At 37.7% G+C, this 17,780-nt stretch carries 10 protein-coding genes and 2 pseudogenes; 6 read left to right on the forward strand and 6 right to left on the reverse strand.

Features of this window, described 5'->3' with window-relative positions; translation table 11 throughout:
- Nucleotides 1-34 precede the first annotated feature (34 nt).
- Nucleotides 35-415 (forward strand): RidA family protein, encoded by a 381-nt coding sequence (locus Xhom_RS21410; protein ID WP_069318595.1) that lies wholly within the window; start codon nt 35-37, stop codon nt 413-415.
- Here Xhom_RS21410 and ygfZ read toward each other — a convergent pair.
- Both ygfZ and Xhom_RS21420 read right to left on the reverse strand, forming a co-directional pair.
- The gene (gene ygfZ / locus Xhom_RS21415) at nt 393-1,382 is read right to left on the reverse strand and encodes a tRNA-modifying protein YgfZ (RefSeq protein ID WP_069318319.1); all 990 of its coding nucleotides are present in this window, start codon (nt 1,380-1,382) and stop codon (nt 393-395) included. The genes Xhom_RS21410 and ygfZ overlap by 23 nt on opposite strands.
- Before the next feature lie 174 nt (nt 1,383-1,556).
- The gene (locus tag Xhom_RS21420) at nt 1,557-1,970 is read right to left on the reverse strand and encodes a DoxX family protein (protein ID WP_069318318.1); all 414 of its coding nucleotides are present in this window, start codon (nt 1,968-1,970) and stop codon (nt 1,557-1,559) included.
- 105 nt (nt 1,971-2,075) lie between these two features.
- Here Xhom_RS21420 and soxR point away from each other — a divergent pair, with 105 nt between their 5' ends.
- Together soxR and Xhom_RS21430 are read left to right on the forward strand one after the other, a co-directional pair.
- Nucleotides 2,076-2,537 carry a redox-sensitive transcriptional activator SoxR gene (gene soxR / locus Xhom_RS21425; protein WP_069318317.1) on the forward strand — a complete coding sequence of 154 codons (462 nt, stop codon included), beginning with the start codon at nt 2,076-2,078 and terminating at the stop codon, nt 2,535-2,537.
- Between the two features lie 320 nt (nt 2,538-2,857).
- Nucleotides 2,858-3,253, forward strand: coding sequence for a hypothetical protein (locus Xhom_RS21430; RefSeq protein WP_069318316.1), 396 nt, complete (start codon nt 2,858-2,860; stop codon nt 3,251-3,253).
- Between the two features lie 200 nt (nt 3,254-3,453).
- On the opposite strand, the gene Xhom_RS21435 is transcribed toward Xhom_RS21430, so the two are convergent.
- Nucleotides 3,454-4,254, reverse strand: coding sequence for an OB-fold protein (locus tag Xhom_RS21435; RefSeq protein ID WP_069318315.1), 801 nt, complete (start codon nt 4,252-4,254; stop codon nt 3,454-3,456).
- Nucleotides 4,255-5,713: 1,459 nt separating this feature from the next.
- Nucleotides 5,714-5,927: pseudogene (locus Xhom_RS21445) on the reverse strand (IS5/IS1182 family transposase); the annotation flags it as partial.
- A gap of 440 nt (nt 5,928-6,367) precedes the next feature.
- On the opposite strand from Xhom_RS21445, the gene Xhom_RS21450 reads away from it, so the two are divergent.
- Together Xhom_RS21450 and Xhom_RS21455 are read left to right on the forward strand one after the other, a co-directional pair.
- The gene (locus Xhom_RS21450; protein ID WP_069318313.1) at nt 6,368-13,531 is read left to right on the forward strand and encodes an amino acid adenylation domain-containing protein; all 7,164 of its coding nucleotides are present in this window, start codon (nt 6,368-6,370) and stop codon (nt 13,529-13,531) included.
- Nucleotides 13,528-14,730 carry an FAD-dependent monooxygenase gene (locus Xhom_RS21455; protein ID WP_069318312.1) on the forward strand — a complete coding sequence of 401 codons (1,203 nt, stop codon included), beginning with the start codon at nt 13,528-13,530 and terminating at the stop codon, nt 14,728-14,730. Before Xhom_RS21450 ends, Xhom_RS21455 begins: the two co-directional genes overlap by 4 nt.
- 455 nt (nt 14,731-15,185) lie before the next feature.
- Here the strand turns inward: Xhom_RS21455 and Xhom_RS21465 are convergent, their stop codons facing one another.
- A complete protein-coding gene (locus Xhom_RS21465; RefSeq protein ID WP_198148793.1) occupies nt 15,186-16,097 on the reverse strand; it encodes a LysR family transcriptional regulator in 912 nt (303 codons plus the stop codon).
- Between the two features lie 137 nt (nt 16,098-16,234).
- Here Xhom_RS21465 and Xhom_RS21470 point away from each other — a divergent pair, with 137 nt between their 5' ends.
- The gene (locus tag Xhom_RS21470; protein WP_069318310.1) at nt 16,235-17,416 is read left to right on the forward strand and encodes an MFS transporter; all 1,182 of its coding nucleotides are present in this window, start codon (nt 16,235-16,237) and stop codon (nt 17,414-17,416) included.
- 182 nt (nt 17,417-17,598) lie between these two features.
- Here the strand turns inward: Xhom_RS21470 and Xhom_RS21475 are convergent.
- Nucleotides 17,599-17,780: pseudogene (locus tag Xhom_RS21475) on the reverse strand (ISAs1 family transposase); the annotation flags it as partial.

A 17,780-nucleotide genomic window follows, 5' to 3' on the forward strand; every position in this document is an offset into this window, starting at 1 on the left:
CATTAATATCTCCAATATTATTAAGGAAGCAAACGTGGTCAATCGCATAAATTATGACAATCTTCCCCAAGTGAAAGGCCCTTACGTACATGCAACAAAACATCAAGGCCTGTTATATGTGTCAGGCCTAACTGCATTGGGTACAGAATCACAGTCTCATGATGTTAAATCACAAACTCTTACCATCCTCCAACAACTCACATCCATTCTTAAACAAGAAAAGCGTCATAAATCTGATTTGATAAAACTGACTATTTTCGTTAAGGATATTAATCAGCTTCCCTTTATCCGCCCTCTGCTGTTTAACTTTTATGAAGGTAATTTACCGGCTTGCTCTTTAGTTGAAGTATCAAATCTTATCCATCCCGATTTGAAGATAGATCTTGAATCTATTATTGCGCTAGCGTTTGAATGATAAGTGAATGCCCCTCATCTTCATTCAAACGAAATACACTGTCTGCTTTCATATCATTACTCATCACGGCCTGAACCCAAACTGTGCCATCTGCCAATTTTACTGAGGAGAGAATAATCCCTGTTCGGCGCCAGCCAGTACCTAACTGCCACTCTAATTCATCGCCAGCAGCGGGAAGGTAACTGGCGCTTCCTGCCAGCCAATACATAGACCTTTTATTCACGCCACGGTATTTGGTACGCGCAATGGTTGCCAATCCCATATACATACCTTTTTCAAAACTGATACTGTCTTTAATTGCCTGAAGATTAGTCGCCTGTGGAATAAGCTGGGCACAGGTCTCTGCCTCAATAACCGGGTAGCTGGCTTCAATTTCCAACGCCAACCATTGCTGACTGCCATTTAACGACAAATGAAGTTTTTCCACTAATTTTGTTGCCATCACTCGATCTGTTACTAATAAAAATCGCTCTTCTGGTAATGAAAAATAAAGGAGAGTGGTGGAATCATGTTGAATAACCTCACACTCATCATCCGGCAGAGTAGAGAAAAATTCAGATAGCGCTACACGGCAGTCTGTACCAGCCACCCCCAAAAGAAAGCTATCTTTATCCTCAGCCAACGTGATTTTGGAAAAGACTGCATATTTTTTTAATTCAGCAAGTTGAATATCAAGAAGATTACGACGCTGAATATAGGCGAATCCTCTGCCACGATGAAACAATCTCAGGGTACTCAACATCTTCCCTTTCGCATCACAATGAGCAGCAAGTATATGCTGATTTTCACCAAGAGCATTAATATCCGCAGTCACCTGACCTTGCAAATATTTCTGGCTGTCATCACCAACAGCAGTGACAAGAACCCAATCATCAAGCGCTATTAATGACAAAGGAAGAGAAGCAGAAGGAAGAGGAAGGGATGAAGAGAATGGAAATAATTGCGAAAGAAAAATTGGGTACACCATAGAGACTCCTACCTATAATCAGATTTCATGAGATATAAAATTTATCGTTCTGTCATTCATGTTATAAACAGAAGCTCCAATCACTACCGCTAACAAGGCAGTTAATACCTCTAACCTTTCAAGCTGCCTCTTTATCGCCTCCCATACAGCTTGAAACCTCTTGGGTGTCTTTGACTATGTTTTAAGCTTTTTTCTCAAATGGCTCGCAATTGCTGTTGCTAGCAACCCCCCAATAACAGTGATGTGTTCAAAGGCAAAATAGAGTGAGGTTTTAGCGTATTCACCAGAAAAATGCCAAAAGGTGTGGACAATAAAAATAGTCAGTAAAAGAAAAACAGATAACGCTGCTGTGCCAAGCCAGACAACGCGATCCAACAAGATCAATATTGACCCTAAAAGCAAAACAATCGCTGATGCAATATTAAAAAACCAATCTGGATGTAAACCTGCAGCCCTCATTTCCGCCAAACCACCGTCAAAATCAATCAGTCTGGCAAGCCCTGATGAAATGAAAATAAACAAAAGAAATATTCGGGTGACAGCCCAAAACCAGGAACTCTCCAGTATATTTTCAACAAACCGATTCATAATATATCCTAATGATTTTTATATAAAAAACACAAAATTTTTTCCGGTTGACAATTACACCGCATATACACTATAAAACCTCAAGTTAACTTGAGGTCAAGCGATATGGCGAAAGATAAAGGGACTGATTTCAATAGAGCTTTAACTATTGGTGAAGTGTCAAAACGTAGCGGAGTTGCAATATCGACAATTCATTTTTACGAATCGAAAGGATTAATCAAGAGTTCACGCAATCAAGGTAACCAACGCCGTTTCCCTTCCGTTGTGCTGCGTTATATTGCAATTATCAAAGCTGCACAAGGTACTGGTATCCCTTTAAAAGAAATACAGGAAGTGTTAAGTCAATTCCCACCGAATAGTAAATTGACGATAGAACAATGGCGAAATCTCTCTTTACAATGGCGGGATACATTGGATAAACGAATTAATAGACTAATCCGACTACGCGATAATCTGGATAGTTGCATCGGTTGCGGATGTCTATCGCTAGCAGATTGCCCTTTACGCAATCCGAATGATATTTTAGGGAAACAAGGGTCAGGGCCGAAAATTTTGGATAGAGACTGAAAAAAACCGCCAGAGCATACCATTCCATACGTAAAATCCATAAAGTTAAACCTCGTTTAATAAGCGTATAAAGTAGTCAGCTATCCTGATATATATGGTAATTAAAGCATAAATAATGGTATTTTAATAAATTAACTAAGTAAACCTCTACTCAGTTCATTTTAATCCTACATTCCCTGATGACCTGAAAATCATTCACTGCACCTATTTCTGTTTGCTGAGACTTATCAACAAACTGTTGAGAAGGCGGATAGTTAAAAGCAGTACAGCATTTCAATGAATACCACCATTTATTGGTGAGCTAATAAAAGGAGAAAGCAATGCCTAAACACACACACGCAGACCTGATAATGGAGTATGCAAAAGCGGCACAGGAAACAGAGAAACCTTGGGAGCGCTTTCAATTATTCGATACAATTGATGAAAAATGGTATGACTGCTCAGGCCAACCGTTATTTGAAGAAAGCATAAAATATCGCCTCAAACCCCGCATTATCAAAATTGGTGAGTTTGACGTACCGGAACCGGTGAGAGAACCCTTATCAAACGAGCAAGAATACTATGTTCCTATTCTTGAAGGGGGAAAACTATATGGAGAATTAGTTTGGGGTAATGATGATATTGATAATAGGATATTGCACCGGGGTTTAATCCACTTAGACGCGGAATCTGCCAAACTCCACGCCAGTGCACTCATTTCGCTGACCTCTAAGTAACGAAACTCCCTACTTGAGAGATAATTACTGATACAACATGGTACTCACATTATTTTTTGTTAATAATAGAATGACCACACTCTAATCTGTAAAAATAGATTTAGCGTTAATGAAATGAATATCAAATCACTGTTAAAAACTTGAGTCCAGATATTAGTCAATCCAACCGAGTCAAAAGCCCCTTTCGGGGCTAACTCAGGTTAATGTCCTAACACTTCCTTTATTTCCTGCATAGCAGGTGATGTTTCTATATTTTTTGCTGCTTTTTGTAATGTTGGAGCAACGGAGGTAAAACATTTCTTATCAATTTTTTCACAGCTAGAAAAATCATTAGATTGCTCACCCACAACTTTTGCCAATGCTATGATAGAAATAATACCTTCTGATGTATTTTTATCGCCATTAATCGCTTTATTAACATACTGTTTTTGCTTATTAATGAAATCATTTTTTGCTACATCAACAGGACTACAGTTACTCACAGTAGGAGAACCGAGCATCACACCATTGCCTTGACAAAAGAAAGTGACTTTTTGATTCTTGTTTAAATCGATCGCAGTATCTCGATACTGTTTCTTAAACCTAATGTGAACACTATTAAATAGGTCATTTGTTTTTAAGGTTACAACAGGAATATCACCCAAACTTGAATCAATAGACGACACAATACCAGTAATAACTAAGTCCTTATCTTTGTATGTCCTATCGCCTCTGGCTTCATTTTCAGCATAATTTTGCTGCAACTCCTTGGCTGTTACAAAAATAACATCAGGTTTAATCATGGAGTTTCCACCAGAGAAGGCCGTATTAGCATCATTTTCAATAAGGGAATTGATAAATTCAGCTTCTTTTTCTGTCAATGAAATTGATTTCTTACCACTAGAAGAATTAGAGGAAACGGAAACATCTCCTGATGATTTATCTTCGCCCTTACCAGCAATAAACCCAATTACGATTAGAACAACAAATACTATCCCAATCCACTTCAATACTTTTTTCATTTAGATACCTATATGCATTTAATTAGCTAACTTTAACTTTGTATATTTAAACACCTAAAATTGAGTTTGGTTACTGTTATTTCATACAGTTATTTATTCCCTTAGAAATTAGTTTTCAGCAAACAAAGTACTCACTTTCGCATAATCAGTGTGTTCAGGCTCATATTATATGATATTATCCATATATTGTTCTTATTTTTTTCATTAAAATATTTTAATATATCGTTTATAATTAAAATCATTTTGGTTAATTATTGTTTTATTGCTATTAGTAGCCGTAAAATATGCAACTGTTTGACCGATTACAAAACCATCGATAGGCTCAATTGTAATCATGTTGAGCATAGCAGCCTCTCTGATTGATGAATAATGTGATGTACTCGATTATAAACTCAAGCTCGCAATGAGAGTCTGTGGTGTGGAAGGGACAATGCTATCTTTCAGATTTTATGGCATGATCTATTACCATAAGGTAAGGTTATATACTAAAAAACTTATCATGGAATTTATTAGACAAAGTAGGGTTAGCCCCAATGACACCAATTGCACTAGTTACATTGAATAGGGTGCCTTACCCTATATGTTTATCATCATATAAAGCCGCATAGATTAGCTCTATGTTTTGTTATAAAATTAATTTTAGATTACCATTGGTTAGCTAAAATGATAAATAAACCAACAAAAAAGCCCTGATAGGGATTGTTTAGTAAGAATTCATTCTTTCGCATTTTCCGAGTACTGCATTTATCTTCCTCAGCATTAATCACCTCATATACTAATCAACCGGCTTCAAATATAACCATTCTGCTTGCAGAAAATACAATAGTGTATCGACCACCAAAACTAACTGATGGCATGGGGTACTGCTATAGCTACTCGGGGAATGGATACAGAAATATTTTCTTTAGTTTCATAAGGTAACTAATTATTAAGTATTATTCGATTGTTATTGGGTGGAGATGGGTTTAGGCGTTGTTGCAATTATGTTGTTTTTATTGGAGGTGGTTATGGCTAGTAACAAAGCAACCGAGAAATTTTATTCATTGATAACTACCACTAATAACGATGGAACTCGATTATTACAATAAGATACTGATTCATCAGCGGGAATAATCATTTTGTTTGTTAGAATAAACAATGTATCACTATTACTTGATGCACTTCACGCCAAAAGCTCACACCTGTTGTACCTATATTCCTTAGGCTTTGTAAGTAACACTGATAATCCTCATACTCATTTTTTATACCAGAAAAAACTTGAGTACAAACTAAAGCAGGAGGACCAATGAGACCTCAGATACAAAATCAACAACGCTATAGTCCCGTGCCTAGAGATGTTTCTCTACCTAATACAGCTCCCCTCAGATTAAGGAATACACCATCTCCTATTGAGCTTGAGCATTTTATGACACATTTTGAAGAATCAGTGAAGGGGTATAAGAAGACTAGGCTGTGTCCCTTAATTAAATAATCGCCTGTAAAAGAGTCGAATACAGCCTAATTTCACCATGGACAGAAGTTTCGTGCGGTTTTTTCGTAACGTGTTGCAATACACGCCGATTTCCTTTGAGAAAACCGAAACAGCATTCGACAATATTACGGTCATGATAAGCCTGTTCATCAAATTTCGGGCGGCCATTAGTGCTGCCTTTTTCATTGATTTTATACGAAATATACATTAAGGGACACAGCCTAACACCAAACGAATCATTTTCTTTTGTAAATTTTTAATTTACGAGATAATTATTAATTGTTTTAATTTTAAAAAAATCACATAGTTAAAATGAAATAAAATCTATTTTGTCAAATTTTATGTATGATCTATTTCTGCACATCCAATAAAAATACAAATAGCAATAAATGTTAGTAATAAATGTCACTTGACAAAAATTGTCATATTATGACAATTTCATTAACTGTTTTATTGATTTTTTATCATGGCTTTTCAAGTAAATAAATTATTTATTTTCAACGCGTTAATTATAAAAATATTTTTATTGTTCAATGCTAAGGCGTACGAGCAAATAAAGAAATTCTATATAAACTAACGGATTTTACGCCAAGGAGAATGTAATGAATAAATTTAAACTTCCTAATTATGACGTAATTAACTATGAAAAAATCACAAATTGTACCTCTTACTCAATATCAAAAAGAAATTTACTATGAGGCTCAACGTAATCCAGAAAGCAGCCAATTCACTTTATCTGTAATGAGGATATTAAAAGAAAATATTAACCTTAAGAAACTTTTTTATTCAATTAATAATGTTCTTAGCTACGATGTTACATGCCAATTGCGTATCGTTGAACAAGCAGAAGGTTTGAGTCAACAGATACAAGATATTACAGTTAATCAAACGGAATTCATTGATGCTGAAGGTGAGAATGTTACTGTATTTTTCAATAAATGGTCAGAGAGAATTTTTAATCTGGATGACAAATCGCTCCTTGAGGCTGCTTTGGTACGAAATCTACAAAATGGCTGCATTGCTATTTTTCTTCGTGCTCACCATATTGTTTGTGATGGCTGGGGAATAAACCAATTAGCAGAAAAAATTCTCCAACATTATCAAAATAATGATATTAATCAGGTGATTTCGTATGACAATTCTGAGGAATATATTTCAGCTATAACCGGGCAAGAAATAATTTTGTCACAACCAGAAATAGAACAACAAATAACGGAGTTGGCTATATTTACACAACGCCATGAACCTGTTTTTTTTAATCGAGGAAAGAAAGTTAACCTCTCTCGCTTCATGCACCACCGATATATATTGGCTAAAGCTGAAGTTGAGAAAGCTATGTCTCAAGAAACTAATCCCTATCAAGTAGTTATGTCTGCGATAGCTATTTTATTGTCACGGATACATAATAATACCCAGTTAACAATAGGTGTTCCTCTGCTGAACCGTCGTATTAATCAACTCAATGTTGCTGGCCAGTGGGCTAATACTCTGCCACTTGCTATTGAGGTAAAAGCAGATGATATCCTTCTTGACCTAGCGGCTCGTATTAAAACAGACACCACAAAACTGAAAACTTTTGAGCATATTCCTCTCGGACGCCTGCTTAAGGCTATAGGAACAACAAAACGTCAATGGTTCGATGTCACTATATCTTATAACTACTTACCTATAGTGGATACTTTTTGCTATTCCTATAAAAATAAAGATAACTATGCCGCTGCTCATGAAGATGATGCAATTGCGATCCATATGAATACTTATGGGGACAATAATGATGTCGTTATTGATATCACCGGAGCTGTAGATGTTTTCGATGAAAATTACACTTTTGAAACATTTACTACTTCCTTAGAGCGTCTTATCGAACAATTTATTGCATCACCAACACAAACTGTCTCGGAAATAAACCTATCTTCGGCAGAAGAAATGGCTCAATTGGTTCTTTTTGAGCAAGGTCCCATTGCCGAATTTTCAAAGCAAGATACTTTGTCAACGTTATTTGATACTCAGATTTCATTACACGGGAAAGCAGTAGCTATCGTAAATTCTGACGATCAACCTACTCTTACTTATACTCAGTTCCAGATCCGTATAGACAATATGGTTACTGTTTTACTGAAAGAGGGGGTGCGAAAGGGAGACATAGTTGCAATCTTAATGGATCGTAGCACAGATATGTTAACAGCCATTTTTGCTGTATTAAAAGCAGGTGCTGCTTATTTACCCATAGATTCCAATTATCCGCAAGAGCGGATTGATTATATGTTGAATGATAGTGGTGTCAAAGTCATCATATCCGACAAACTTAATCAGTCTTTACTCACTGAATCTTATATTGTAATTGACGGTAATAACATTTCTGCTCAAGAAAATATAAAACAGCCCAATTTATCTACAGCCGATTCCCTTGCATATATGATTTATACATCAGGCTCCACTGGGCAACCTAAGGGAGTTATGATCGATCACTATTCAGTGGTAAATAGGATTGAGTGGATGCAGGAACGTTATCCACTGGATAATACCGATGTGATACTACAAAAGACACCGATTTCATTCGATGTATCCGTCTGGGAATTATTTTGGTGGTCTATCTCTGGGGCATCTGTCCATTTATTACCACCAGGTGCTCACAAAGATCCATTAGAGATAATAAAAGCAATCAATATACATAATGTTACTACATTGCATTTTGTCCCCTCTATGCTCCAGCCTTTCTTGGATATTTTAGAAGCTGAACCTGAATTGGTGGATAAATTAACTAGCTTACGCCGTGTGTTCGTCAGCGGTGAAGCACTCCCTCCTACACGGGTTAATCAGTTCCGTAAAATTTTTTCCAGCTTTGGTTTAAATGCACCAGCCCTGATCAATCTATATGGTCCAACAGAAGCAACCGTAGATGTATCGTATTTTGAGTTTCTTCCTGAAAATAATGAAGTTATCAACCGGGTCCCCATTGGTTTTCCGATTAATAATATTTCACTGAGGATTATGTCCCCGCATGGTACCCGACAATCAATAGGAATTGCAGGTGAACTGCAGATCAGTGGTATTGGATTAGCTCGTGGCTATTACAATAAGTCAGAATTAACTGACGAGAAATTCATTTGGGATAGAGAGCAGCGCTGGTATCGCACAGGAGATTTAGCAAGATGGTTATCTGATGGTAGCATCGAATATCTGGGAAGAATTGATAATCAAGTGAAGATTAGAGGAAACCGCATTGAATTGGGGGAAGTGCAAAACACTCTCGAACGTATTCCTGGAATTACCCAAGCTGAAGTATTACCACAAAAGAACAATAATGACGATACTTACCTTTGTGCATACTATGTTACAAATAACCTGAGTTTTACTTCTGAGAAACTGCGTAAAATTTTACTGGAATTTTTACCCGATTTCATGGTTCCACTGAAATTCTTTCAGGTTCCTTCCATTCCTATTACCCCAAACGGTAAAGTCGATCGTGAGGCTCTTCGCACATTTGTTAAAAAAGAAGTTTCAAGTAAACATGATGATGCGCGGACTGAAACTGAATATAAATTGGCAGAAATTTGGAAACGTGTATTAAAGATTGCACAACTCAGTGTGCAGGATAATTTTTACACATTAGGAGGTGACTCCATCTTAATGTTGAAAGTTCGTTCGGAAGCTGAAAAGGCAGGAATGAATGTGACTCTTTCTGAGTTATCACAACATTTGACAATAGTTGAGTTGGGTCAACACATTGGCATTAGTTATAAAGCTCAAAGAACCGTTGAATTATCCCCTCTTGAACTTATCAAAGAAAAAGAGCGAGCGAAACTTTCTCAATATGCTGATGCATTTCCTGCAACTCAGCTCCAACTTGGCCTGATATATCATAGTCAGCAGAGTAAAGGCTCAGCCACTTATAAGGATGTTTTCCGCTATACGATGAAAGGAGAATGGAAACCTGACATTTTTCGTAAAAGCGCAGTGGCAACTATCCAACGTCATCCTGTTCTTCGTTCACACTTTAATTTGGCTGATTTCAGCGAGCCCTTGCAAGTCATTAATCACAGTATCGGGTTTGATCATGCAATAGAAATTAAAGATCTTAGTTTATTGGCATTGGTTGAATCTGAACAATACATTAAAGAGTACATGAAAAAAAGAAGTTGTCAGGACTACCATTTTGATCATTCACCTCTGTATCACATCTGTCTGTTCAAAACCATAGACACTATAGAGATGATATTTAGTTTCCATCATGCCATTCTGGATGGGGGCAGCGTGGCAAATTTGATACGTGAATTATTCTCCCGTTATCTTAATGATGGTATGTATTTTTCTGAAACTGATGTACTTCCATCACCTGCTCTGTATATACAAGATGAACTTCACGCATTACAAGATCAGGAACACAAAACGTTCTGGCAAGAAATGTTTAATGGACTTCCCCGAACACAATTCCCTAGCTACCGATTATATGAAAGTTTGCCAAAAAATCGTATTTTCACAAAAAAGGCACTCATTCCAGAAGAAATTGAAAAAAAACTGAAGGTATTAGTACAACAAGAAAATGTTTCCATTAAATCGGTTTTCTTTGCTGCACATTGTTTAACGATAGCTATAGTGACGAATCAGGATGAAATTGCGACTGGATTGGTTACCCATGGCAGACCTGATGTGCAGAATTCAGAACAGACGCTGGGTTTGTTTCTTAATACAATCCCCGTGCGTTTCTCTATATCTGACAAAACATGGAAAGAGTGTATTCATTCTGTATTCAGTGCTGAACAGCGCCATGCACCATACCGTAAATACCCGCTTAATGCTATCCAACAGGTGGCAGGTGAAGGGGCAAGAATAAATTCTGCATTCAATTACATTCACTTCCACGTATTATCTGAAGTATTTGGCAGCCCTGATTTGTCTCTAATTGCGTTTGACCCGTGGGAAGAAACTAACTTTGAAGTATTATTCAATGTTATGACTGACTTCATCACAGGTCAGAACCATCTACGGTGTGATTTTGACGGAAATATTTTCTCACAAGTGCAGGCTGATACTTATATGGACACCTATATGACCATATTGAACAGTATGGTCAGTAAGGGTGATCAACGGGCAGCTCTGAGCCAGCCACTCACACAAAGAAGCAAGGAAATACCATCCCCAGAATTCATATCAACGATAGCTATGATTATGAAAAATGTACAGGAGCAACCTGATGCAATAGCGATTCGGTATCACAAACTGCAATGGAGTTATGAAAAACTATGGTTAGAATCCGGTAAAATTGCTTCCGCACTGATTTCTGAGGGCGTCGTTCAAAATACACCTGTCGCTATAGCTCTTGAGCGTTCTCCTACACTAGTTGCATCACTGATTGGTGTGATGAGAGCCGGAGGAGTATGTTTACCATTGGATCTGAACTATCCGACTCAGCGTATTGAAGCTATGTTGGAACAAGCTCAGCCGATACTTGCTATTGTTGATAGTAAATACGATAACTTACTCAACATAGTAACAGTCCCGACAATAAGAGTGGACACATTAATAAACGAAAATACGTGTGTATCTGATATAGAAATAGCTCCTGAGCAGTTGGCTTATTTACTGTTTACATCAGGTTCAACGGGTAAACCAAAAGGCGTGGCAATGCCACATCGTAGCTTGTCGAATTTGGTTACCTGGCAAAATGAAACCCATACTGGTAAGAATATTCGTTCTACCTTGCAATATGCCCCTCTGAGTTTTGACGTTTCATTTCAGGAAATCTTCTCTACACTTACTTCTGGTGGAGAATTACACCTTATTAGTGAAAATGAACGACGTGACCCTTTGCAGTTACTGCGTATTATCGATAATTACCAGACAGAAAGAATTTACCTGCCTTATGTTGCACTTCAGCAATTGGCTGAAACAGCAATAGCACTGGGCACCTACCCGAAAAATCTAAAAACTGTCATTTCATCAGGTGAACAACTCCGGGTTACCGAAGATATTCGTTTGTTTATTGGACAAATAAATAACGGTATCCTTGAGAATCAGTATGGCCCCACGGAAACTCATGTCATCACTGCATTTACTATGCAGGGCAATCCAAAAATTTTCCCTGCGCTTCCACCTATTGGTAAAGGTATCAACAACTCAGATGTTGTGCTCCTGAACAGTCAATTACAAGAAGTTGCTTCTGGTGAGCAAGGTGAAATTTATGTCCGCGGTTTACCTGTAGCACTGGGTTATTACCGCCAGCCAGAATTAACAGCAGAGCGATTCATTATGTTCACAGACAGTGATGAGCCACTATATCGTACTGGTGATCTGGGTGTGAAACTTAAGGATGACAATATTCTCTGTTTAGGTCGCAAGGATACACAGGTTAAAGTTCGTGGTTATCGCATTGAGCTGGCGGAAGTAGAATTAGCAATATTAAGTACTCCCGGAGCCGAAGAAATACTGAAAGACGTTGCTGTCGTCGTTCAACAGCGCGGTGAAAATGATAGTTTTCTGGTTGCTTTCCTGATCGGAGAAAAAAATGAAGCATTTACTGTACATGTACAGCAAAATTTGTCTGAAACTCTTCCTAAACATATGCTTCCTTCCCAAATAGAGTGGTTGGAATCACTGCCTAAGACCCCTAGTGGGAAACGTGATGATGCGGCGTTGCGTAGTATACGGATCATTCATGGGCATAATGATGTAGAGGATATTGCTCCGCGAGACAACTATGAGCAAGTATTGTGTGATCTGGCTGCGGACTTGTTGAAAATACCCAGCTTATCTGTTCATCAAAACTTATTTGATATCGGCGGCACATCATTGACAGCCATGAGAATGGTCGTTTTGGTAGAAAAACATTTCAGTACCAACATTCCTTTGTCTCTTTTCGTTAGTAATCCAACTGTTGCACAGCTGGCTACATATATCAGAGATAAAGGAGGATGTCCAAAATTCAGTCCCCTTGTCCCCATGCGTACTACAGGTCATAAACGACCATTGTTTTTTGTCCATCCAATGGGGGGAAATGTATTGTCCTATTTACGGTTAGTGAAGTATTTCCCCGATGATCAACCTTTCTATGCATTGCAGTCTCACGGAGTAGATGCAGGATCTATGCCATTGACCAGTGTGCAAGAACAAGCTGCAAATTATTTGGAAGCCATACGTCAAATCCAGCAACATGGCCCATATTCAATCGGAGGTTGGTCTTATGGAGGATTTGTTGCATTCGAGATAGCACGTCAGTTGAAAGAACATGGAGAAGAAGTTGCAGATCTTTTCGTCTTAGATACGGTTGCCCTTAACACGGAATCTCAAGGAAAAGCGAATGAGGAAGCACTACTACGATGGTTTTTCTGGGAGTTATTGTGGCTTAATGAAGGAGCAACTCTCCCTGAGCAGATTGTACCGGAACATATTACTTCTCTGCAGGAACGATTCGAATATATCACAGAGCACGCTATTGCTACAGGAGCAATTCCACAAGGCAGCTCTCGTGCTGTCGTACAAAGATTATTTGATGTGTATAAGACCAATTGGAAAGCCGCTACGGATTATGCTGCTTATACGGCAGATATCAATGTGACTTTATTACATGCAACGCGTCCATTACCTGAAGTTCTACGCTCTATGCATGATGCGATACGAAGTGAGTATCGTGATCCTAAAAATGGCTGGGAGAGTAAGACAACGGGTCATATCAATGTCATTGATGTACCAGGTGATCATTTGGAAATTATGGAAGTACCATATGTGGCTGAAGTTGCGCGAGTTATCCTTCGAGCAATGGATGAATATCCTAGAAAACAAGTATTGTTGGCTTCGGAGGAAATATGAATCGTCCATTAAAAGTGATCATAATTGGAGCCGGTATCGGTGGGCTAACAACTGCTATAGTGTTACGGCAGTTTGGCTATGTTGTTGAAGTTTATGAACAAGCAACAACTTTACGTACAGCTGGTTCAGGTTTATCTGTGATGTCCAATGCTATTGCTGCTTTATCCTCTATTGGTATTAATCTGAAATTGGAGCACTTTGGTGCTCCAATTAAATGTTTTGAAATTAGGAATATCAGAGATCGTTTGATACGCAAATTACCAATACCTGAAATCTCGTCTTCTAATGGATTTGATAGTGTTTGTATATCACGTAAAGCATTGCAGGAAGCTCTGTTACAGCAACTTGATAAGAATGTTATACATATCGGCGCTAAGGCCACCAATATTACTGAAAGAAATGATGGTATTTCTATCCATTTTGCTGATGGTAGAGAAACACATGGAGATTTGCTCATTGGTGCTGATGGGATCTACTCTTTTGTCCGTGATTATATTCAAGGGAATAAATCAATTCGCACAGCCGATTATATTGCTTGGCTGGCTATTACTCGCTATCAACATCCACAGATCACATCTGGCTATGTTGGTCACTATTGGGGGACAGGAAAACGAATTGGCTTGATTGATATAGGTGGAGGTGAAGTATATTGGTGGGGAACTGCAAATATGCATACTGAGCAGGCCCACAAATGGCAAGGAAATAATCGAGATATCTTGTCATATTATAAGGGATGGCCGGACATTGTTTCCGATATTATCCTACAAACACCATCCGAAAATATAATTGCCGTTCCTGCTCAGGATAGACCTTTTTCATCTTGCTGGGGAAAAGGAAGGATCACTCTCTTAGGAGATGCAGCTCATCCTATGCTTACCAGCCTTGGCCAAGGTGCAGGTATGGCTATCGAAGACGCCTCTGTTTTGGGACATGTACTTAGGCAGCAATCAGATCCAGTTTCTGCTCTGCGTCAGTATGAAAAGATTCGTATTCCAAGGACTGAAATGTTAGTTAATGCATCAAGGACACTGAGTGAAGTGGAGCAAGATGATCGTTTCTTTCATTGTTTGAAGAGGAATCTCTCTTTGCAATTTGTTCCAACTAAAACACTCAAGAAAGGTCTTGATAAATCATTGGTTTTTTCTGCGGATGGTCTTGATCTTGATGCTAATACATCTCTAAGTTCTTTCAGGAGGTAGTATGGTTCAGCAAATATCTGAAGCTCTAAACACATGTAAATCAATACTAATTACAGGGGCATCTACAGGACTTGGCGCCCGGACTGCTTGTTATCTTGCTAGTCGAGGATTTACTGTTTTCGCTGGTATACGGGATATCGGTAGCGTAAAACCAGATTCAACATCCAATATCTTCCAACGAAACAGTACCTGTAGGAATTCAGATAGTAAGTGCACGTTTTCGTGAAGACTTATGTTTGAAGGCAGCAGAAGATATTGAAAATAGAGGGGAGCCTGTAAACGTTATTACTCCATTTTAATATCTAGAATAATGTAGTAAATCCCAATTTTATTTAAGAAGAACTATTTTAGAATCACGTAAATTGAAGCTCGGTTTTTTCGGTTAAAAAATCCTGACACGACTTCTAACAAAAAACCGAGCAGTATGAATAATTCTATTATCATCTTAATAAAAACTACCTTGATTCCCAAATCGCTTTACCTTGCCATTTATTTTCAATTAACTCTATGAATTTTCTTACTTTTGGAGAAAGATGACGTCTTGTAGGATACACAGCGCAAATAGGTTCCTCTTCTCGGCAAAATGGTTCCAATACAGGTATTAACTCTCCTTTTAATATTTGTTCCCCTACTAAAAACGCCCCTACCTGAATCAAACCAAATCCAGCTAGTGCTGCATCTCTCAAAGCTTCAGAATTATGAAAAAGCATTCTACCTTTCAACCGATAATCATGATATTGATTATTAAATTGGTAGCGCCATGAAACAGGCATACCTTGATGTAAAAATACTAGAGTGTCATGGTTCAATAAGTCATCCGGCAATTCCGGAACCCCTCTCTTTTTCAGATAATCTGGTGAAGCACAAGTAATCAATCTATGCGGAGCAAGAACCCTGCGTATAAGTCGACTATCATCATTACCTCCAATACGTATGGCTAGATCAATACCATCACGCACAAGGTCACTGTAATAATCAGAAAAAGTCACTTCAGCTTCAACTTCTGACCACATTGATAAAAAGTCGAAAAGAATTGGTACTACATGCATACGCCCAAAAGATACTGGAAGATCAATACGTAAACGTCCTTGAGGAATTTGATTTCTCTTATTTAAAGTACTTTCTAACTCTTCTACTTCAGCAATAATGTTTAATGCATGCTCATAAAATATTAAACCTTCTTCACTCAAATTTATATTACGAGTAGTTCTATATATAAGACGACTAGAGAGCTTTTCTTCTAACTTATTAATACTTTTCCCTACTGCAGAGCGTGAAATTCCCAGTAATTGTGCCGCTGTAGTGAAACTACGTACATTAGCAACTTTTACAAACACAAGAATATCAGAGATATTATTAATAAGGATTCTATTTGACACAATTTGTCCCCAGTATTGCAACGAAAGTACAGTTTATCATCATCATATGTTTAGATATATTAATAATACATTACACAGTAAGTTATTTTTACGAAAGATAAGTAATAATTTTTAAAGGAAATCAAATGGTAGACTCTGATAAAGATAACAATCGTGCTGTTGCACGACCTTGGTTTGCTGTCACATCCATAGGATTGTCAACATTTTCAGTTGTGACAACAGAAATGTTACCAGTAGGACTTTTAAATCCGATGGCAGACACACTCGGAACATCAGTGGGTACTGCTGGATTAATGATTACATTACCAGCATTGTTTGCGGCCTTATTCGCTCCCTTGGTAATTCTCGTATCCGGTGGCATAGATCGTCGAAGAATTTTGTGTCTATTAATGCTGCTTCTTATTGTTGCAAATATTGTATCAGCAATGTCAACTAACCTAAGTGTGCTCCTGGCTGCACGAATTGCTGTGGGATTTTGTATGGGAGGAATTTGGGCTATTGCTGGTGGCTTAGCCCCACGTTTAGTCAAACCTTCTTCTATCGGATTTGCAACATCCATTATTTTTGGTGGAGTAGCAGCAGCATCTGTTTTCGGTGTACCAATAGGAGCATTTATTGGAGATACATTTGGGTGGCGAATAGCATTTTTCTGTATGGCTATTTTCGCCTTTATAGTATTACTTCTCCTTTATTATTCATTACCTTCCCTACCTGTATCAGTCTCAATTACATTAAAACAATATACTGAAATAATAGTTGATAAAAAAGTTATAGTGGGTCTTCTAATAACACTTTTCCTAGTAAGTGGTCACTTTATGGCATATACCTTCATAAGACCATTACTTCAATTCGTTTCTGAATTCCAAAGCTACTGGATTGGCCCAGCTTTATTTATGTATGGAATTCTTGGAATAATTGGTAACTTTATTTCTGGTATTATTTCTGTTCGCAATACTATTTTGACCGTGATTTTAATATCAATTGGATTAACAACTTCTATTATTTTATTCCCGATATTAGGAAGCTCTTATATTGGTAGTTCAATAGTTATATTATTATGGGGATTATCTTATGGAGGAGTATCAGTTTCATTAATGACTTGGATGATGAAATCATCTCCTAAAGCGATAGAAATTTCTACATCGTTATATATTTCAGTTTTCAATATTGCAATTGCTTTCGGTTCTTTTCTGGGTGGTTATCTAGTTGATAAATATGGATTATTAAATAATACATTCATAGCAGGAGCATTCGTTTTTATTGCATTTATTTTTGTTGTTCTTAACAGAATAAAACATTCAGAATAATGTTAAATTGCTGATAAACCCTGTTTAAAATAACGGGGTTTTTTCTGTTATGAAAAATATTGTAATCTATTTTATCCATTCAGGATAGATAACCTCAAGTTATCAGTTATGACGGCAGGATTGGCAAAGACAACGCCGATGACCCGGTAATCACCAGGGCGCGAGCATACTTTGATTAACATTCAGCCAAAGAAAACTTTGGCGCGGTAATCATCACACCAGCTTGCTTTTTTAAGCTTATTTCTTTGGCTCGGTGCCCCACAATCACATTGCTTGACCATGTTCAACACAAGACGCCGGAATAACGCCAGATTCTCAATTGCCCCCTCCAAAACAATCCGTGAATCATCTTCTTTAAAAACAA

The organism is Xenorhabdus hominickii (genome assembly GCF_002632725.1).
GTDB lineage: Bacteria > Pseudomonadota > Gammaproteobacteria > Enterobacterales > Enterobacteriaceae > Xenorhabdus > Xenorhabdus hominickii.

Excerpts from the sequence above, each read along its gene's own strand:
- ygfZ (WP_069318319.1), bottom strand. The coding sequence starts at position 1,382 with ATGGTGTACCCAATTTTTCTTTCGCAATTATTTCCATTCTCTTCATCC.
- Xhom_RS21420 (WP_069318318.1), bottom strand. The coding sequence starts at position 1,970 with ATGAATCGGTTTGTTGAAAATATACTGGAGAGTTCCTGGTTTTGGGCT.
- soxR (WP_069318317.1), top strand. The coding sequence starts at position 2,076 with ATGGCGAAAGATAAAGGGACTGATTTCAATAGAGCTTTAACTATTGGT.
- Xhom_RS21430 (WP_069318316.1), top strand. The coding sequence starts at position 2,858 with ATGCCTAAACACACACACGCAGACCTGATAATGGAGTATGCAAAAGCG.
- Xhom_RS21435 (WP_069318315.1), bottom strand. The coding sequence starts at position 4,254 with ATGAAAAAAGTATTGAAGTGGATTGGGATAGTATTTGTTGTTCTAATC.
- Xhom_RS21450 (WP_069318313.1), top strand. The coding sequence starts at position 6,368 with ATGAAAAAATCACAAATTGTACCTCTTACTCAATATCAAAAAGAAATT.
- Xhom_RS21455 (WP_069318312.1), top strand. The coding sequence starts at position 13,528 with ATGAATCGTCCATTAAAAGTGATCATAATTGGAGCCGGTATCGGTGGG.
- Xhom_RS21470 (WP_069318310.1), top strand. The coding sequence starts at position 16,235 with ATGGTAGACTCTGATAAAGATAACAATCGTGCTGTTGCACGACCTTGG.